The organism is Sporomusa acidovorans (assembly GCF_900101845.1).
Lineage (GTDB): Bacteria > Bacillota > Negativicutes > Sporomusales > Sporomusaceae > Sporomusa > Sporomusa acidovorans.
Genome location: NZ_FNAM01000042.1, coordinates 34,046 through 52,466, shown reverse-complemented (window position 1 = coordinate 52,466; position 18,421 = coordinate 34,046). Strand labels below are relative to the sequence as shown.

Annotated in this window: 17 protein-coding genes and 1 pseudogene; 8 read left to right on the top strand and 10 right to left on the bottom strand. The window is 43.9% G+C overall.

The features are described from left to right. A pseudogene (locus BLR65_RS30580) lies at nt 1-214 on the top strand (hypothetical protein); the annotation flags it as partial. A gap of 909 nt (nt 215-1,123) precedes the next feature. On the opposite strand, the gene BLR65_RS22330 reads toward BLR65_RS30580, so the two are convergent. Further along, a complete protein-coding gene (locus BLR65_RS22330; protein WP_093796379.1) occupies nt 1,124-1,342 on the bottom strand; it encodes a helix-turn-helix domain-containing protein in 219 nt (72 codons plus the stop codon). 554 nt (nt 1,343-1,896) lie between these two features. Here BLR65_RS22330 and BLR65_RS22325 point away from each other — a divergent pair. Both BLR65_RS22325 and BLR65_RS22320 read left to right on the top strand, forming a co-directional pair. Then, nucleotides 1,897-3,084 (top strand): mandelate racemase/muconate lactonizing enzyme family protein, encoded by a 1,188-nt coding sequence (locus tag BLR65_RS22325; protein WP_093796378.1) that lies wholly within the window; start codon nt 1,897-1,899, stop codon nt 3,082-3,084. A gap of 225 nt (nt 3,085-3,309) precedes the next feature. Continuing rightward, entirely contained in the window at nt 3,310-4,629 is a 1,320-nt protein-coding gene (locus BLR65_RS22320; RefSeq protein WP_093796377.1) for an MFS transporter, read from the top strand. Between the two features lie 81 nt (nt 4,630-4,710). Here BLR65_RS22320 and BLR65_RS22315 read toward each other — a convergent pair whose 3' ends face one another. After that, complete coding sequence (locus tag BLR65_RS22315) at nt 4,711-4,947, bottom strand: helix-turn-helix domain-containing protein (RefSeq protein WP_093796376.1); 237 nt, start codon at nt 4,945-4,947, stop codon at nt 4,711-4,713. A gap of 544 nt (nt 4,948-5,491) precedes the next feature. Between BLR65_RS22315 and BLR65_RS30035 the strand changes: the two genes are divergently transcribed. Next, nucleotides 5,492-5,659, top strand: coding sequence for a hypothetical protein (locus BLR65_RS30035; RefSeq protein ID WP_176772789.1), 168 nt, complete (start codon nt 5,492-5,494; stop codon nt 5,657-5,659). A 176-nt stretch (nt 5,660-5,835) separates the two neighbouring features. Here the strand turns inward: BLR65_RS30035 and BLR65_RS22310 are convergent, their stop codons facing one another. The 7 genes from BLR65_RS22310 to BLR65_RS30570 form a co-directional block, all read right to left on the bottom strand. Continuing rightward, on the bottom strand, nt 5,836-6,282 hold the full coding sequence (locus BLR65_RS22310; RefSeq protein WP_169717001.1) for a CGGC domain-containing protein: 447 nt from the start codon (nt 6,280-6,282) through the stop codon (nt 5,836-5,838). 43 nt (nt 6,283-6,325) lie between these two features. Further along, entirely contained in the window at nt 6,326-7,300 is a 975-nt protein-coding gene (locus BLR65_RS22305; protein WP_144036448.1) for an MBL fold metallo-hydrolase, read from the bottom strand. Between the two features lie 168 nt (nt 7,301-7,468). Further along, the gene (locus BLR65_RS22300; protein WP_093796374.1) at nt 7,469-7,819 is read right to left on the bottom strand and encodes an ArsR/SmtB family transcription factor; all 351 of its coding nucleotides are present in this window, start codon (nt 7,817-7,819) and stop codon (nt 7,469-7,471) included. 397 nt (nt 7,820-8,216) lie between these two features. Continuing rightward, a complete protein-coding gene (locus BLR65_RS22295) occupies nt 8,217-8,762 on the bottom strand; it encodes a nickel-dependent hydrogenase large subunit (protein WP_169717002.1) in 546 nt (181 codons plus the stop codon). Beyond that, nucleotides 8,725-8,868, bottom strand: coding sequence for a hypothetical protein (locus tag BLR65_RS30030; protein ID WP_169717003.1), 144 nt, complete (start codon nt 8,866-8,868; stop codon nt 8,725-8,727). The genes BLR65_RS22295 and BLR65_RS30030 overlap by 38 nt, the downstream gene beginning before the upstream one ends. A 30-nt stretch (nt 8,869-8,898) precedes the next feature. Then, the gene (locus BLR65_RS30575; RefSeq protein WP_245692987.1) at nt 8,899-9,390 is read right to left on the bottom strand and encodes an NADH-quinone oxidoreductase subunit B family protein; all 492 of its coding nucleotides are present in this window, start codon (nt 9,388-9,390) and stop codon (nt 8,899-8,901) included. After that, nucleotides 9,387-9,617 carry a hypothetical protein gene (locus BLR65_RS30570; protein WP_211285242.1) on the bottom strand — a complete coding sequence of 77 codons (231 nt, stop codon included), beginning with the start codon at nt 9,615-9,617 and terminating at the stop codon, nt 9,387-9,389. The genes BLR65_RS30575 and BLR65_RS30570 overlap by 4 nt, the downstream gene beginning before the upstream one ends. A 402-nt stretch (nt 9,618-10,019) precedes the next feature. Here BLR65_RS30570 and BLR65_RS22285 point away from each other — a divergent pair, with 402 nt between their 5' ends. Genes BLR65_RS22285 through lplT form a run of 4 tightly spaced genes read left to right on the top strand, consistent with a single transcriptional unit; the run spans nt 10,020 to nt 14,776 of the window. Next, on the top strand, nt 10,020-10,823 hold the full coding sequence (locus BLR65_RS22285) for a ceramidase domain-containing protein (protein ID WP_093796372.1): 804 nt from the start codon (nt 10,020-10,022) through the stop codon (nt 10,821-10,823). A gap of 42 nt (nt 10,824-10,865) precedes the next feature. Next, a complete protein-coding gene (locus tag BLR65_RS22280; RefSeq protein WP_093796371.1) occupies nt 10,866-11,462 on the top strand; it encodes a TetR/AcrR family transcriptional regulator in 597 nt (198 codons plus the stop codon). Then, complete coding sequence (locus BLR65_RS22275; RefSeq protein WP_245692985.1) at nt 11,452-13,584, top strand: AMP-binding protein; 2,133 nt, start codon at nt 11,452-11,454, stop codon at nt 13,582-13,584. The genes BLR65_RS22280 and BLR65_RS22275 overlap by 11 nt, the downstream gene beginning before the upstream one ends. Next, nucleotides 13,577-14,776, top strand: a complete 1,200-nt coding sequence (gene lplT / locus BLR65_RS22270; RefSeq protein ID WP_093796370.1) for a lysophospholipid transporter LplT — start codon at nt 13,577-13,579, stop codon at nt 14,774-14,776. Before BLR65_RS22275 ends, lplT begins: the two co-directional genes overlap by 8 nt. 246 nt (nt 14,777-15,022) lie before the next feature. Here the strand turns inward: lplT and BLR65_RS22265 are convergent, their stop codons facing one another. Beyond that, nucleotides 15,023-17,893 (bottom strand): insulinase family protein, encoded by a 2,871-nt coding sequence (locus BLR65_RS22265; protein ID WP_245692984.1) that lies wholly within the window; start codon nt 17,891-17,893, stop codon nt 15,023-15,025. Nucleotides 17,894-18,421 lie beyond the last annotated feature (528 nt).

Below are 18,421 nucleotides of genomic sequence, written 5' to 3'. Positions count from 1 at the left end.
ATGTCAGGTAGCTTGGGCATCTGTACGAGTACGCAATAGTCCGTTTGCACTTTGGTTTTGGTCACATCAGGGAAAATTGGGCAAAAAGAAAGCTATTATTGCGGTGGCGAGAAAGATTCTAACGCTTATTTATAAGCTGTTACAATCTGGCGAGTTCTACGACCCAATTATTGCCTTAAAGGCATACTCATCGCCACCACTACATAATAGCTAACTCTACTATACAATACGTATTTGTAATTATTCAATAGTTAATATAAGTACCCTACAAATTTGCCTAAGACTGTAGGCCTATTTTGTTATACCTTTTTTTAGCTTCGGGGACTCTGTTGTTTTCACAATAACCGTCCCCGCGAGTCCTAAATTAAATCTATAATCGTAATGCCATTGAGGCAAAATTGCCGGCAGTGGCTAACGTTTTTTGTTTTTGGAGGAAAAATTGGATCATACTTTTGTTCAAAATCATATTTTAAATTATTGTTATTCGGCTATCTACATAGTTGTTATTATAGCTTCACTTTTACTTATTCATACAAAAAATATTTCGATTTACAAAGTAACTTTTCTCTCAATTAAGTTCATAATTAATTTTTCGTTCATATATTTTGTGACTACATTAAATCCTGAAAGTGGTGAATATATGGGGATAAACCCCAAAATTTTAACATTAGGTCAATTTTACGCCTATTTTATCACTTTTTCTGATCTGCTATGTACTATGACTGATCTCTTAGAAATTATGTTTAAGAATAAACAAAAAACATCATTTTTACTAGAAACCAAAAATGTAGTTAGCAATATAAAGATATTTAAAAAGCTTTAATTTGTAAGGTGAACATATGGAAGATGCTAATGAAATTTGATAACACAAAACGTCTTACTAGTGCCTAAATTGGTTTACGGTAAACTACCTTGGAGGTGTACAATTGAAGGTGTTAGGGAGACAGTTAGGGACGTTCCTTATTTGACACGATAAAGTTGTCAAATAAGGAACGTCCCTTGTATTTTTTCCCAATAAGGAACGTCCCTTGTATTTTTTCCCAGCGAAAGGGAGATAGATAAACACTACTGCCTATGCTTTCTCAAGTGAATCAAGGAACAAGTCCCTTGATTCACTTTGCTCTTATCCCCTCATTGGCTTGTCCGATCTGCCAACAAGATAATCCAGTGAAACATCGAAATAGTCAGCCAGAGCGATGAGAACGTCAAAACTTGGCTTGGACTCGTTTTTTTCATACATGAAAATAATCCGGCGTTTAACGCCAACGATATCGGCTAAGTCTTCAGCTTTTAAATTCTTGGATTTACGCAATTGGTTTAATCGTTCACCAAAGGAAGTCATAAAATCACACACCAATACAAAAAAATATGTTGACTGTGCAGTTTCATTGCACTATAATAAGTTGTAGTGCAATGAAACTGCACAAATAAGGTATAAAAGAAAGCATTCGCTACTCTTTTTTATAAGACCAGAAAGGGAGGAGATACAGAGAAGCAGCAGTATCGGCAGAACTGCTGCTATCGATAATCGATACCGGCTTATTCGTTTGAGCCGCCCCAACAGGGAAAAATCTGCCCTTGATAGTGTTAGTTGACACTTTGGTAAAAAAATGCCACAAAACTATCGAAGACACTCAAAAAGACAGCAGGGGATGTGTCTCCGCCAATGCTGTTTATTTGCCATGCCTGTAATGCGTTGGCGCGCAGTCAGGCCTAGTGGTCAATTCCAAAATTAAGTAATTTTATTATACTGTATCTGCCGTAAAAGGTAAACCGACCAGGCGGAAAAGCGCTGTCTACAATGCTCATACTTAATTTATCCATGGAGGTGAAAAATTGAGACACTGTTGGTATGAGGGTAGACGGCACTTTATAAATAAAAGGAGAGTGAACATTATGAAAATTACCAGTGTGGATATCTTTTATTTAACTACAGGCAAGCCCTCGGTTGACAATACGCCGTGGAATCCTACGGTTGTCCGTATTAACACCGACGAGGGAATTTCCGGTTACGGTGAAATCGGGTTGGCGTATGGACAGGCCGGGAAAGCGGCCTATGGTATGGTGCAGGATTTTGCCGAATTAATTATCGGTATGGACCCGATGAACAATGAGGAAATCTGGGAGAAAATTTTCCGGACGACATTTTGGGGTATGGGTGGCGGCACCGTAATTTTTGCCGGGATCAGCGCCATTGATATTGCGCTTTGGGATATTAAAGGGAAAGCATTAGGCGTACCTTGTTATCAGTTGTTAGGCGGCAAAACAAATCGTAAATTACGTGCTTACGCCAGCCAAATCCAATTTGACTGGGGACCGAAGTGCGCACCGCTTGTCAAGCCGGAACAGTATGCGGAGGCGGCAAGAAAAGCGATGGCCGAAGGCTACACTTGTATAAAGGTCGATCCCGTTGGTTTCAACCTGAAGGGGCAATGGATGGGGTGGTCCAATTACGGCATTTTGGAATACGATCAATTGAAAATAGCGGTTGACCGGGTGCAAGCGATCCGGGAAGCCGGCGGGCCGAAACTGGATATTATCATCGAACTTCACTCCTTAACCGATACCAACTCCGCGATTCAACTGGGAAGAGAACTGGAAAGCCTGCGCTGCTTCTATTATGAAGAGCCCACGCTGCCGCTTAACGCCGGTTCCATGAAAGAAATCGCCCGGAATATCAAAATCCCGGTGGCCAGTGGCGAGAGAATTTACTCCCGCTGGGGCTATCGCCCGTTTTTCGAAGACCGGTCCTTACAGGTCATCCAGCCGGACCTTGGCAATTGCGGCGGCATCAGCGAAGGCAAGAAAATTTGCGATATGGCTCATATCTATGATATCGGCGTTCAACTGCATATTTGCGGCGGACCGATTGCTACGGCGGCCGCGCTCCAACTGGAAGCGGTGATTCCTAATTTCCTGATTCATGAGCATCACGCCGCGGCGCTGCTGCCGGAAAACATTGGTTTGTGCAAATATGATTATCAGCCCAAAGATGGATACTTCGAAATTCCCGACCTTCCCGGCATCGGTCAGGAATTGAGTGAAGAAGCCATGAAAAAGGCGATTACTGCTGTTGTAAAATAAAAAAGTTTGAACAAAAATACCAACATCTCCATTTCCGTCTTTATAGCACCCACCCAAGATGCTTGGTGAAATGGAGATGCTGGTATTCAAACATGAAGCATAAGGGCTTCGCGTTATTTATCTTACTGATGTTATAGGTTCCTGTCAACCGATACTGTCGCTAGGCAGCGGTTGATACCGGTAATGAGTTCTTTGACAAATCAATAGCGAAAAGGAGCGCGTTATATGAATCATTCTGTAGCCGTACCGGAGCTAGGGGTACGCACGCTGCGAAAAGTCAGATGGCATATTGTTTCCTTTGCCTTTTTGCTGTATTTCTTTAATGTTGTCGATCGGTTAAATGTCGGCTTTGCCGCTTTGCAGATGAATAAGGATTTAGACATAACCGCCGTTGATTTTGGTTTTGTATCCGCTATGTTTTTCGTATCGTATTTTTTCTTTCAGGTTCCCAGCAACATGATCTTACAGCGTACCAAGGCCAATCGCTGGATCGCCTTTATCCTTTGCGGCTGGGGTGTTGTTACGGCGGCAACCTTTTTTGTGCAGAATGTTACCCAAATGTTACTTTGCCGCTTTTTGCTGGGCATATTCGAGGCCGGATTTTTTCCCGGGATGATCTTTTACTTTTCCCGCTGGTTTCCATCCAGGGAGATGGCAAAGGTTACGGCCTTTTTTATGCTGGCAGGCTCCCTGTCTTCGGCGATCGCGTCCCCGATATCCGGCTGGATCATCGAGCATTTACGCTGGTTTGATTATGCCGGGTGGCGGTGGCTGTTCGCCGTAGAGGGCATTCCTACCGCGCTTTTGGGGATTATGACAGTTTTCTTTTTGACGAACACGCCGCAGGACGCCAAGTGGCTTAGTAAGGAAGAAAAAGAATGGCTGACTAGTGAGCTGGCAAAAGAACAGAGCGGGAAGGAGAAGGCCGGGTCATTACGCCTTGCCCGAATTTTTTCCAACCCAACGTTGTGGCGGCTGGCCGGCATCTATGGGTTTGTGCAGGGCGCGGCGCAAGCGGCTGCCTTTTGGCTGCCCGGTATTATCAAACAGTTTTCCGGTTCGTTTTCGGATACGGAAGTAGGGATTGTGATGGCGTTGCCGTTCCTCTGCGCAACCATCACCATGCCGCTGTGGGGAGCGCATTCGGATAAGACGAATGAAAGAAGATATCATACCGGCTTGCCAATATTGCTGTTTGGCCTTGCCTTTTTAGTTTTGGCGCTGGTGGATTCGCTGCCGGTAAAAATGCTGGCGTTAGCCTTCTATGGAATCGGAACATACTGCTATTACGGACCCTTCTGGGCTTTGCCGGGAATGCTCTTATCACCGTCGGCGCTGGCGGTAAGCGTTGCCGTCATTAATTCCTGCTCCAGTCTCGGCGGCTTTGGCACGAATTATATAAACGGGTATGTGGCAACGCTTTTTGGCACTACTGGTGTGCTTGTTTTCTCGGTATTGTTGTGTTTGATATCGTTCTTATTGGTGGTTACCATGCCGATTGCTGACGATAAGGCAACAGAGACGAAAGCGTCTGCCACAATGTAAGAATTTTAGCAAGTGAAGAGTTCAAGCGAAAGTTTGGCAAAAAGGCTTAACTGGCAGTTGCTGACTGCCAGTTAAGCCAAACTATCTGCGTGCAAAATTTCGTTCAGGATTATCTGTTAAGCCTAGTAGCCAATCAGTAGATACACCATAGAAATTAGCCATTTTCATAAGTGTTTCGATACTTATCGGTCTTCTTCCGTGTTCTAATGAACCGACTGCACTTGGTGTAATACCAACAGCCTCAGCTACTTCTTTCAGCTTAAGGTTACGCTGTTCGCGTAAATAGGTAAGTCTTTCCGCTAATATTGGTAAAATCATACCATCATCCCTTAGAAATGAGTTGACTTTGTGCTAATGGCACATTATAATATAAATATAAAAGTGTGCTATTAGCACAAAAAATATAATTGCCCTGCAAGATAGCAAGTCTCAGACAACTGGAAGAGGGTAAATCCAACAAACATAATAAGTAAACTTCCACACACGTCGAGGTATGGAAGTAGTGCGGGATGTGCGCGATAACAGGCAGCGCGGCGCATTCCAACTTGGTTATAAAAATACTATTTTATTATAGCGCAGCAACGCTATAACTTCAATGGACTGCCTTTATTTGTGCTGCACTTTAGGAATATAAAGTGCGATTAGAACGGTGCCACAATCAAAATGAAACAAGGGATAGTGATCAGCTATGGCTCCGAACGTTGTAAAGAGGGGATAAGATGCGGGTCTTTTACAAGTATGCTCCATTGTTGTTTGCTCTATTGGGAATATTAGCAGGCCTAACAGGCTATTATTTGGACAGGTTCTTACAACAGAAAAACTTAGTCCTTGCGGCGGTTGATGTTCCATGTTAATCCGGCGAATGTCAGCAGAGTACTGCCAAAGAGAAAGCGAGATATACGATAAAATTCGCGAAGCATCGGACGAGTTAGCTCGGCGTAGTAAAGCAGGCGCGGACACCACCGAGGCTCTCCGGCGGCTGGAGGCGGCGTTAGCCGAATTTATGTTATTTAGATGCAGACGAACATAAGATGTTTTATGGTTATATAAGTAAAAATTACTCACGTCTTAATAACGTGGGTAATTTTTTTATTTTTTTACACACGTTATATTGATATAGGAAGAAATTACCCATAGTGTCCTGAGCACTATCCCTCTCGTGCGTTGGCAACAAAGGAATGGTCCGCTTTCCTTACACCTTATCTATTAAGCCAATGGTGGCATATTTCTTTTAAATTCTTCGATAATACCATGGCTGTTATCAGTAAGCAGGTTTTTTAACATTATCTTCATCGTCGCCAGCGGCGTAGATTCATCTGTGCCCATCACCACTTCCACATGGGGGTACATTGTATTAATTACACTTTTGTACTTTTGGACGAATGGACAAAGTTTAACCATGCAGCTTGAAAAATGAATGGTGTCCGCTTTACTGATTTCGACCAGGGGTTTTACTTTAGTTAAAATCTTTTCCATAGCATAGAGTGTTGGACAACCAGCGCAAGTGCTGAAACCTACGATCTGCGATTTCTGATCATCACCATAACACGCAAACATTCCCTTTCGCTCATTGAATGATTTGAAACAGCCAGTCGCTGCACAACTAAGTTCATTCTTTACATTTCCACAACTTATAATTGCTATTCTAGCCATAAACTGTACCTCCATTTTTACATTGATCATGTTAAAAAATTTATCAACTGTCAGCTTGAAATAGTAATGTAGTACCAACATTATTTGGTACAAATGCCTTAGGCATTGCCTGGGCAATTTGGTGAATGGCAGACCATCCAGTGCAGTGGCCCGGCATCAAATAGGCTGGATTAATTTTTTGCAATTCAGTAATGGTAGCAGGAATAATTTTTTCAAATATCCCACCTGTTAAGTGAAAACCTCCTAATACCGCATAAATTTGTTGACAATTAGTCAATGTTTGAGCGTAGTTAATCGTATTGATAAGTCCGGAATGACAACACCCGGTAATCACAACCAGGCCCTTTCCCCGGACATTTACAATGACACATTGATCATCCTTTACTGCCGGATCGTTTTCCCACTTACCTTTACGTTTTGTATAGTGAATAGGAAATCCCGTTTCAAAATCTGTAGTTCGATCAATTTCGCCGGAGACGAGAATCATGTTTTCAGCCAGAAGGGTTGGATCAGTTTTTTTAACAACAGCAATTTTTTCCTGTTGCGAAACCGTTAATTGGGGGGACGAAACATTCACTTCATACCCGCCTGGCATTATCACTTTTCTGTTTAAAAAAGCATCGGGATGAAATATAAGAGGTACTTGATGTGATCCTAACTTCTCAATCAGACTAGGTAACCCCATAGTATGGTCAATATGACCATGACTGAGTATAATCGCTTGTATATCGTTACTATTTATTCCCAAGGCACTCATGTTATGTAAAATGCCGTTGGGACTTATACCTGCATCCAGTAACACAGTTTCTTGTTTACTTCCGCGTTTAACCTGGATCATCGCTGAAAAACCATGCTCTGCTATAAGTGGTGAAAAACCATCATCTGCAATAATTGAGGATTGAGAACAATCAAATCTATGTACGAATTCATTACCTGTCATAAATGCGTCAATGGTATTATCCATGACTATCGTTATTTTTACTTCATCAACCTCTAACAACGGAATATTTTTTATCATAAAAATGTTCACCTTCCCTTGATTTTAATGATTAAAAATAAGGAACCATGAAAAAGTCTTACAAACACATACCTGTTGTTACAAATTTTAAGTACGGTAATTACGCATCAGTTTACACCTGCTTTCATTATAAGACAATAAGCAAATACTTATAGTCTGACCATACTTTTATTGACACTTGTTATTATAAGAACATTGGTCACAAGAGAAATTATGCTGGCATTTCTCAAAGGCTTTCCTAAACAATTCATTTATGTCTTTCCTGTATTCTGCCAAAACTTCAGAATTAATCGTATAGAAGACCCTAAAACCCCTTCGGTTCTCTTCAAGAATACCAATATTCTTTAAAACCTTTATGTGCTGAGATACGGCAGGCTGAGAGATACCGAGTTGCAGAGCCACATCAGAAACGCAAAAACTTTCATTAGTATTTGAAGCAAGCATTTTGATTATTTTTAGTCGTTTCTCATCGCCGAGAGCTTTAAGAACGACAGCCATGTTTTTGAGATGATCTTTCATGAATATTCCTCTCGTATATAAGTATATAAGTATTATCTTATAATCATGCTTTCTTTGTCAAGCCTTTTTATATTGGCATTATCCGGTATGGGATCCAAATGAATAGCTAGGACGCCTATTTACCTCACTAGGAAGTTACGGAAGACCAGAGCAGCATATTAGGAAGTTTTACCTCTGGAGCCATGATTAAAAATGATATGGCTGCCGTTTATCGCTTCCTATGTTGCCTTTGCTATCTGCCAAGCAACCGGACTAATTTAGTTTCAATCTTTTATGGTTTTTAAAATCTGACAATAATTTATATGTTACCGCAATGGCCTGATTTTTAACTAATTCTTTTTTCTGCTTTATTGGTGGTTCACCGGGTTCAAGTTCGGTGAGCCACTTTTCTACCAGATCAGCTATTAACTCTGTTTCTAATTCTAATGAGCGAGCCACAATTCGAAACTTCGGGGTTGGCCAAGAAATGAGAACGTTCATACCATGCATGAGATATGTCTTCTTGAAGAAGATCTAATTTTGGTTTGGAATAATGATCATTAAGAACTCCGTCTTTCCATAGAAGCTGTTCATTTTTACTTCCAAACCGGAAAAGACCAAAAGATAGTAAACGTCCTGGCGTTTTGCCGATAGAAAAATAATCCGCATAGCAGTTGGCAATCAGTTCCGTATCTGGCATCAGGCAACGACCGATAAACTTACGTATATCACGGATTAACGTAAGTGCTTGATTGATTTTATCGACGGTCGGGGCTACCGCTGCGCCCCCATGGACAAAACTATGTTGATGAGGCGCTTTTCCGCCGAAGAGAGTCAACAGTTGATGGCATTTTTCGGATATTTGCACCGCTTCCATATAATGAGAGGCTACACGACGGTTATCTTCAACGTTTAACCGGCAATCGTTACAGTTTTGCTCTAAAAATGGGGGATAATTTGGCATAGCTGACATCAGCTTCCTGAATCACTTCGTTGTCGAAAGTTAATTCCACTGAGAGCAATCCGCTCAGCCGGGTGACTGGACTAAACAGGATTTTTTTTGGACTCATTAGAATCTCCCTTCACTGTTGAATCTGATTTCAGCCCATTTGCTTGGGCATTTTTATTTTTTGTGGCAGCGGCACAAAAAAAGGAGTGGAGCCGTCTGGAAAATCCTGATTGGTACAGCCGATACAAGGTGTATTTACTTTAACGGGCCAACTTACATGGTTGACCCATTGTCGGTATGGGCAATCTGCGCCGGTTTTTGGTCCAACGCAGCCTAAAGAAAACATACACTCAATATCGCCTAGTTTTTCAGCAAAATCTTTTTTATCAAAATAAGAACGACGTTGGCAGTGGCGGTGAATCGTATTGCCGTAAAATAAAGAGGGGCGTCCCAGTGGGTCAAGTTCCGGCATGCCGTACATGAGTAAATGAGCGAGTGTACCCACGAACCAATCGGGATTGACAGGGCAGCCGCTTACATTTATGACTTCACGGTTTAATACTTTATTTACCCCCATAGACCCAGTTAGATTGGGGGCGGCTGACGAGGCACCGCCGAAGCTTGCACAAGTTCCGAGAGCTATAAGCAGCCGGCCATATCTCCCAGCGTTGTAACTGCTTCCAAAGCTGTAATTACTCTTCTTTTTGTCCGGGCCACTACGTTGTAAACGCCATTATCTTTAGTTAGAATAGCCCCTTCCACTACAAGGATAAAGTCTCCCTTGTATTTTTTAGCTGAGCTAAACAACAGTTCAAGAGCGTCCGTACCCTGGGCGGCCATAAAGGTATTACTATATAAGAGGTTAATCATATAAGAAATTCCATTTTACAGAATGTTTAAGCTCATCGGTAATAATCTCGAATAGCATGTCCCGATGTTGCTGGGTACAGAGCCCAAACATAATTTTCCTATACGTTTCTACTGCGCCGAGCTCACCGAAAATCGCTTTTTGGATAGCAGCGCAATTATTGCTAAGGCATAATGACTATTACACCTTATGGCATCCGCGTCGGTTATACCGAGTAAAAACCTTTGATTGGGGACTATGCTAGAAGATTTAACTAACCGTATTGATTAAATAGTTTTCCGCTAAATCCTATTTATACCATAAGTATGACTCCTATAAATTGTCACGAAATTATCATATTGACAAGATAATGGCCGTGTATTACAATTTGGTTAACGATCGTTAACCAAATTAAGGAGGCTACTATGGTACATAAGTTAAAAATTACGTGTATTGGGTTTAGCGTAGTATTGGCTATTGGGTTAGTCGCAAGTTTACCGCCGATTCCGCAGGATATGGCCTACCATGCTTTTGCCGATGATAGGCTGTTATGGGGGATGGCAAACGCGAAGAATGTTCTTTCTAACATTGCGTTTGTTATAGCCGGCATAATAGGACTTATAAAAATCAGGAGTTTGCCACAAGCGAAGATTATACGAATGTGGAGATTTTTTTATCGTGCGGTTGTGCTTGTTGGGTTAGGATCAGCTTATTATCATTGGTTTCCTGCCAATGAAACCCTGGTTTGGGACCGGCTGCCCATGACCTTATGTTTTGCCGCTTTGACGGCTTGTGTATGTGCGGAGCGTTTAGGAGCTAAGGTTGGCCGGCTGCTGTTTGTACCTCTGATTGTAAGTGGTGTTCTGAGTGTATTGTATTGGTGGGTTACTGAGAAGTACGGTGTTGGCGATTTGCGCCCGTATATATTCATCCAATTTTTTCCCATGATTTTGCTACCGCTGCTGCTGTTGCTTTTTCCGAAGCCTGCAAAGCCGAATCACTCCTATTGGGTGTTGTTGGCCAGTTATATCATCGCGAAGGTTTTTGAATTGCAGGATTATCAGGTATATAGCCTTACAAACCATATTGTCAGCGGGCATACAGTAAAGCATTTGCTGGCTACAGCGGGAATTATGCTGTTGTCGCCTGACAGTCTTGCTGAAATAAGTAATAATACCGCCAAAATATCGGCTGCCAAACATTACTTGACAAGAAAAGGCATAGTATAATATGCTTAAGTTAACAAATGTTAACTTAAGTGGGTGAGGAATATGCAACAATTATTTGCTAACCATGGAAAAAAGGGAGACATTCTAAAAGCAAGTCTGATGTTATTTGCCGAGAAGGGTTATGATGCCGTTTCGGTGCGGGATATTGCCAAAGCAGCCGGCGTATCAGAGGCTGCCCTTTATAAGCATTATAAAGGAAAAAGCGAGATGGCTTTATACATTTTTACCGAGATTTTACACGACTATACAGAACGGCTGAGATACATCGATAATAACATAGAGGGGGCTATTGCCAAGCTTTGCCGCATTGTGGAAATAACCTATGATTTATACCGGGAATATCCTGCGGAAATCCGCTTCGCGCTGTTATCGCAATACTCGTTTTGGGGTGAGGTAGAAGAGGATTGTAAGCCTCATTTCATAATCCGGAAGATATTAGAGGAGGGAATGGCTGCCGGCGAAATACCGCACCAACAAGTGTACTTATGGATAACGGTTTATACCGGCGTTATGCTGCAGCCTTTGGCGCAGTACCCCTATTTTCAGGATGTACTGCCGGAGTTTGCTGCATTAAAAGCAAAGGTTGCTTTCATGGTAAAAAAACTTTTTACAGGCGAGGAGAAAATACATGGCAAGTAAAGGAGGCATTATGAAAATAGTGCTCCGTCTTATTCTTCAATTGTTATACCGGACTAAGTTAATCGGTGAAGCAAAATTTCAGTATAGTTGTCCAGCGATCATACTGCCCAATCACGTATCGTTTCTTGACGCTATTTTTCTATATGCTTATTTACCCGAGGATGCGTATTTTGTCGTCAATACGGCAATTGCCGCAAAAATTCAGTTTGTCCTGCGGTGGGTCAATCATATCGTGGTTGATCCCCTCAATCCTTATTCACTTAAAAAACTTGTCGGGGTAATAAAGAAAGGGAAAACAGTGGTGATTTTCCCCGAAGGGCGTTTAACCACTACCGGTAATTTGATGAAAGTATATAGTGGTGTTGCCTTTATTGCCTTGAAAACAGGCGCCGCATTGCATCCTGTTATTTTTCGCGGGCTTGAGTTCTCACCATTATCCCGACTTAAAGGCAAGGTGAAATCCAGGTGGTTTCCTAAGGTACATATTTACATCGGTAAGCCTGTAGTTCTTCCGGCTGCTGCCGCCACCAGTTTCCGTTTACAGAAAAAAGAGTATAGCGACCGCATTCTGGCGTTATTGCAGCAGGCTAAGTTCCAAGCCCGGCAGCAGGCAGAACCAGGCGCCAACTTATTTGACAAACTGCTGGCTGCCGGGAGATTACACGGTCATAATAAGATAATAGCCGAAGATGTCACCGGCCGCTTGAACTACCGGCAATTAACCATTGCCGGCTATATATTCGGGGGGAGACTTAAGCCTGTGTTAGTCGGGGAAGACAATGTGGGCGTAATGCTGCCCAATTCCCTCGGACATTTGGTATGCTTGTTCGCGTTGTTTTATCTCGGAAAAACTCCTGCTATTCTAAACTTTAGTGCCGGTACGGAAAATAACCTCACTTGCAGTGAAACAGCAGGGATTAAAACAATTATTACCTCCCGCACTTTTATCGAAAAGGGCAAGCTGCAGAATTTGGCGGCAAGCTTAGCGGCCCGATTCCGGCTTATCTATCTGGAAGATATAAAAGAAAAGGTAGGAGCAGGGGATAAGCTTACCGGCCTGTATCAATTTTTAACGGGTAAAAAGGCTCTTGGGACGGCAAGCGTCATCCTATTTACCAGCGGCAGTGAAAGCAAACCCAAGGGCGTGGTACTGCGCCATGCCAACATTATCGCTAATATCTATCAGATTTCCAGCGTGATTGACTATACACACCGGGATAAGATGTTAAATGCGCTGCCGATGTTCCATTCCTTCGGGTTGACGGCAGGCACCTTATTGCCGGTCATTGATGGGGTGGAAGTATTCCTGTATCCCACGCCGCTGCATTATAAGGTTATTCCTGAGCTTGCTTATGACCGGAATGTTACCCTGTTGCTGGGAACACCTACCTTTCTTAACGGTTACGCTAAAAAGGCTCATCCTTATGATTTTTACAGCCTGCGCTATGTTTTGGCAGGCGGAGAAAAGCTCAAGGAGGAAGTGCGTCAGGTTTGGCTGGAGAAGTTCGGTATCCGCATTTTTGAAGGCTATGGCACCACAGAAACAGCGCCTGTGCTTAGCCTCAATACCCCGCTGTTTAATCGCGCGGGAACGGTCGGACGATTTTTGCCGGGCATCGAGTGGCGTATTGAGGACGTTCCGGGTATTGAACAGGGGGGTAACCTTTTCGTCCACGGCCCGAATGTCATGGCCGGATATCTGCTGCACGGGCGGGGGTTTGTACCCGCTTCAGACTGGTATGACTGCGGCGATGTTGTAAGTATTGACCGGGATGGGTTTATAAGCATTCGTTCCCGGCTCAAACGTTTTGCCAAAATTTCCGGTGAGATGGTCAGCTTGGATGCGGTTGAAAAAGCAGCCGAGCAGTGTTTTGGCACTGACCGTAATGCCGCGATAAACCTTCCCGATGTGAAAAAAGGGGAAAAAATCATACTCTATACCATGTTTAAAGGCGCTTCCAAACAGTCTATGCGGGAATTTATGAGCCAAACGAGGCAGAGCATGCTGGCGATGCCTGCGGAAATTATCGTAATTGACAAACTGCCGCTCCTTGGCAGTGGAAAAACTGATTATGTTACATTAAAAGCGCTTGCTGTACAGGAGGACGAAAAAGATGCCTAGATTGTCTCCGTTAGGCGCGCTCTTTACTGCCCAGTTTTTATCGGCATTTGTCGATAACATGATTTTATTTGTTGTATTAGCCATCATTAAACGGGATGGATATCCGGACTATTATTTACCTTTTATCCAGAGTATTTTTCTTGCTTCGTATGTTGTATTATCCCCCTGGGTTGGACGGTTTGCGGACAGGAACCCGAAAGCCCGGGTACTGGTCATCGGCAATATGATTAAAACAGCAGGCGTGGTAATGCTGTTTGCTGGTTGTGGACCGGCACTCAGCTATGCGGCGGTAGGGGTTGGGGCGGTTATCTATAGTCCGGCCAAATACGGCATACTGCCCTCACTTACCCGCGGTGAGGATGAATTGTTACGGGCCAATTCCGGTTTGGAGAGCTATACCATTTTGGCAATTTTAACCGGCTCCATGGCAGGCGGCTTTCTTGCCGATTTCTCGATCGCGCTGGCGCTGGGGGTATGCGTTCTCTTATATGTTGCTTCGATTGGTATTAATACTGTTATTCCCAAGTTTCCGGGGAATAGAGCGATTGGGTATAACAATGCTATTGGTGAGTTTTATACTGATACCATGAGTTTGCTGCGCAATGCGCAGAGTCACTATTCGCTGATTGGAACAGGCTCATTTTGGATGGCTGCGGCGGTACTGCGGATGATTGTATTTGCCTGGGTGCCGTTAACCTTAGGTATCACAAGCGGCACTTCGATCAGTATGATTATCGCGGCGACGGGAGTAGGCATTGCTGTTGGTGCGGCCATTACTCCGCTGCTAATAAGCATTAAAACCTATCAACGTACCCTTTGGTTCGGTCTGGCCATGGCGATAACCATCTTTTCCTTTTTGGCAATTCATAATCTGACGGTTGCGGTGATATCCCTATTATTGGTGGGCATACTTGGCGGGCTGTATATTGTACCGATGAATGCCTGTCTCCAGCAGGTAGGGCATTTAACAGTGGGCGCCGGCAAAACCATTGCGGTACAGAATTTCATGGAAAATGTTTTTATGTTTTTAGGGGTAGGTGCGTACACCGTGGCTGCCCGGTCAGGCGTGGCAGTAAACACCTCGCTTGCCGCTACCGGGATTAGCCTGCTGTTATTGGTGGGATATCTGTTTTACTTAACCATCAGGGAAAATAGAGACGGTTGTTCTGGAAAAGATTGCTCTCGTCCGTAGGTCAAAAAACTGGGGGAACACAAAAAAATAACCGCCCCTGCTCAAAAAGCGGCGGTTATTTTAATCCCGTAGACCTGGGCTAACCGTTTTCCGGTTAGGCAGTCTGGAGGACTGGCGTGCGACCAACACGTCAGTCCTTTTCTTATATTATACCCATAGAATGTAAAATATGCAACTGATCAGAGAAAATTGCTGTCTTATATAACGGCAGCAAAGCACGTCTTTGGCCCTTTGCCAAAGGTGTTCCTACTCCGGGAGGCTGTTGGTGATGTTAACCAATTTCCCAAATAAGTCTTTGTTCTCCAGGAGTTTTTGCTCATTGCCCACCACGCATAAATAATTCTGGCTGTTTAGCGCCGAAAACATCTCGGCAAATTGTCTGATATCCGCCGGCGTGGTGGACAGAATTTCGGTCCGTTCTTTTTGCAGATCGGGATAAGAGAGACCGGTCAGATATCCCATAGCCGCGAGCTGGCCTTTGCTGTACGGAGTCCGCGGCGCGTCAAGTTTGCCAATGGTTGCGATAATATAATTGGTCATTTCCCGGTCGGTAGGATTAAAGCTGCGCAAATACCCGGCAACCTCCTGAAACACAGCCAGTGTTTCTTTTAAGTTCGGGTCACGCCAGGATAAAAACAGAATATCCCCGTCACGATCCATGATTACCCTCGAGCCGTACGCTCCGCCCAATACTCTGACCCGATTCCATAAGTAGTCGGTATTAAGGATAGTCTGCAAAACTTTCATTTTACCGCTGTATTCATATCCCGGCTGCCGGAAGTTGTAAGCCTTGGCGACAAATTGCACCTTGCCGGCGGTAGTCATGCCTTCATTGTCCGGCCCCAGTTGGAAAGCATACGTATTCTGCAGGTAGTGCCGGTTGCCGATGCGGTCCAGGAATTTATGAAAGCTCCGCTGAAATTGGGGATAATCTTCTTTGCCCGCGACGACGCTAACCAGCAGGCCCTCTTTATTAAATACCCGTTTGGCCACGTCGGCTAAGTTTTGATTGATCTCCGGCCACTTGTCCGGGAAGTTTCTTTCCAGGTCGTCAACGAACCGGTAGAAAGAATACGCATCCAGTTCGCGGTACTTGGCAGCCGGGGATATGTATCCCAATGCGCGGCTGGCGGCAAGCCCTGTTTGGTCATTCAAAAGGGTGGCCTGGCGTTCGGCTTTTATTTTGCCGATTAATTCTTTCAAGCGTTGTTGATCGTTAAAGTTGCTTGTGGCGATTATTTCACCCGTCAGTTCCATGAGCTCAGGCAGTTTGTTTATGAGCGCCTTGGTATTTACCCGGAATTTGGGGTAGTAAACTTCATTATTGCCTTTTTGCGCATAAGCGCTTGCATAAAACTGGACGCCGCCGGTTTTTGTCTGCAGTTCGGTTGACAGTTCTAAATAATTGTGTTTGTCGGTGTTGACCTTGCCCAGTACTTCCGCAAGCAAAAACAAATAGGGCAGTTGCTGCTCAGGTACAACGGAAGAGTCAAAGTACAGGTCCACATAAGCAATCTTGCCGGTAAACTGCGGATGGGACAGTATTTTAACACCGGCCTCGCTTTTTTCTTCCAAGGGCAGCTTTTCCGTCCGGGGTTCTAGATCTGTTAGCGACAAAGCCGGCAGTTTTGCCAGTGTCTCGGGTGAATCGGGCGTTGCCTGCAGATCTTTCAGTTTTTTGGTTTGTTCCAGAAGGTTTTCGATTTCCGTTGGCGAAAGGCTGGCTTTATATTTGGCGAGTTTGGCCTCTGTGGCTTTGGTGTTTTGCTGTTCCAGGCCGGGCTCTGGCTTGAGAACCAGCGTGGCCGCGTGGGGATTGTCAAGTAAATATTTCTGAATCATTTTTTCCAAATAGGGGCCGGCGAAGGCTTTTTTTCTTATGTCCGGTTTATTTTCCAACGGTAAAACCGGATCGCCGCCATACGGCCACAGCGCAAGACTTTGCTGGTTGTAAAGCAGACCTTTGTTGGTGGAACCGATCATGGATTCCTTCCTGTGAATTTCAGACCTGTTGAATGTCGCTGTTAATAATGATTTGTCAATTCCCTTGGCGACCATATCTTGCAAGGTCTGACGCACGGTTTTTTCGAAGCGTTCCTTATCTTCCGGGTTGGCATTGGTTACAATGATGCTGAATACCGGCTGCAGATTGTTGTCAATATAGCCGTAAACGTTTTTACCGATCCCGGCGTCGGTAAGTGCCTTTTTCAACGGAGCGTCAGGCGATTCTAACAGCAATTTTTCCACTTCACTCAAGGCCTGATAAGCTTCCCAGTTGGTAATTGGTTCAAGCACGAAATTCATAGCCAGATAGGTCTTAGCAGTGGTGTCATCGGTGGGCAAAACCGAATATTCCTTTACTACATCCCGCTTGTGGTCAAACGGCGGCCGCAGCGCAATGGCCGCGTCAACTTCCTTTTTGTCAAAGGCGCTTAAATAGTTCTCATCCAGAAATTTCAGCGTATCCAGGATATTCAGATTGCCGTACAGATAAATATAAGCATTGGCAGGATGATAATACTTATGGTGAAAGGCCAAAAACTGCTCCCGGGTCAAAGCGGGAATCCGGTCCGGGTCACCGCCGGAATCATGGCTGTAGATAGTATCCGGAAGAGCAGAACCGGAAATCTGTTGCTCCAGGACCCTTTCCGGTGAAGAATAGGCGCCTCTCATCTCGTTGTATACCACGCCCTTGTAGGTTAGGGGGCTGTTTTTATCATTGAGCTCGTAATGCCAGCCTTCCTGCAGAAATATCTCCGGCTTTTCATAGATATTGGGATAAAATACTGCATCCAGGTAAACATCCATCAGGTTGCGAAAATCCTGATCGTTGCGGCTGGCAACCGGATACGTGGTTTTATCCGGTGAAGTAAAGGCATTCAAAAAGGTGTTCAGTGAAGATTTCATTATCTGCAGAAAAGGATCTTTGGCAGGATATTTGCGTGAGCCGCACAAGACCGAATGTTCGATGATGTGGGCAACACCGGTGCTGTCGGACGGCGGTGTACGAAATGTGATAGAAAACGTTTTGTCGTCGTCGTCATTCTGGAGATACAACAATTGAGCGCCGCTCTTTGTGTGTTTAAATACCCGGGCAATAGACTGAATCTCCGGCACAGGCCGTTCCTCTACCAGTTCAAAAACATAATAGGTAGCATGGAGGTTAAAACCCGGGCGGCGCTGCTAAAACCTTGGCAGGAACTGCCGTAAACAGCGAAACTATAAAACACAGAAGCAGGATGCTGCTTGTTGCCAACTGCCTCTTTACACGAAATTTCATGTAAAATTCCTCCTTTGAGTGTGGATAGGTACTGAATAGCGCAGATGTATTCCAAATTCTACCTTAACTGACAATACCCTTCAACTTTACTCAAAGTTTTTAAAGAGGACAGTACACGTTGCTTCCCGCTAATTTAATTTATTTAGAGAATTACTGCAAGTCCATTTCATATTCAAGCATTCCCATCCATTAGCGTTACCGGAGTCATGCGGGCGTCTGCTGCGGTTTGACTCAGTTGATTTTTAAGTAGACGAGAAAATTGGTACTTCCAATTTTCTTGAATTTATGCTATGCTGGCATTAAATAAAGCGAATATTGCTATAAATTACCTAAAAGATATTTATTTACCCAAAATTGGTACTACC

Bases quoted from the DNA above. Each gene is read 5' to 3' on its own strand.
- BLR65_RS22300 (WP_093796374.1), bottom strand. From the start codon at position 7,819: ATGAAAGATCATCTCAAAAACATGGCTGTCGTTCTTAAAGCTCTCGGC.
- BLR65_RS30035 (WP_176772789.1), top strand. From the start codon at position 5,492: ATGTCAGCAGAGTACTGCCAAAGAGAAAGCGAGATATACGATAAAATT.
- lplT (WP_093796370.1), top strand. From the start codon at position 13,577: ATGCCTAGATTGTCTCCGTTAGGCGCGCTCTTTACTGCCCAGTTTTTA.
- BLR65_RS22280 (WP_093796371.1), top strand. From the start codon at position 10,866: ATGCAACAATTATTTGCTAACCATGGAAAAAAGGGAGACATTCTAAAA.
- BLR65_RS30570 (WP_211285242.1), bottom strand. From the start codon at position 9,617: ATGATTAACCTCTTATATAGTAATACCTTTATGGCCGCCCAGGGTACG.
- BLR65_RS22285 (WP_093796372.1), top strand. From the start codon at position 10,020: ATGGTACATAAGTTAAAAATTACGTGTATTGGGTTTAGCGTAGTATTG.
- BLR65_RS22310 (WP_169717001.1), bottom strand. From the start codon at position 6,282: ATGGCTAGAATAGCAATTATAAGTTGTGGAAATGTAAAGAATGAACTT.
- BLR65_RS22325 (WP_093796378.1), top strand. From the start codon at position 1,897: ATGAAAATTACCAGTGTGGATATCTTTTATTTAACTACAGGCAAGCCC.
- BLR65_RS30030 (WP_169717003.1), bottom strand. From the start codon at position 8,868: ATGAGTCCAAAAAAAATCCTGTTTAGTCCAGTCACCCGGCTGAGCGGA.
- BLR65_RS22330 (WP_093796379.1), bottom strand. From the start codon at position 1,342: ATGACTTCCTTTGGTGAACGATTAAACCAATTGCGTAAATCCAAGAAT.
- BLR65_RS22275 (WP_245692985.1), top strand. From the start codon at position 11,452: ATGGCAAGTAAAGGAGGCATTATGAAAATAGTGCTCCGTCTTATTCTT.
- BLR65_RS22305 (WP_144036448.1), bottom strand. From the start codon at position 7,300: ATGATAAAAAATATTCCGTTGTTAGAGGTTGATGAAGTAAAAATAACG.
- BLR65_RS22320 (WP_093796377.1), top strand. From the start codon at position 3,310: ATGAATCATTCTGTAGCCGTACCGGAGCTAGGGGTACGCACGCTGCGA.
- BLR65_RS22295 (WP_169717002.1), bottom strand. From the start codon at position 8,762: ATGCCAAATTATCCCCCATTTTTAGAGCAAAACTGTAACGATTGCCGG.
- BLR65_RS22315 (WP_093796376.1), bottom strand. From the start codon at position 4,947: ATGATTTTACCAATATTAGCGGAAAGACTTACCTATTTACGCGAACAG.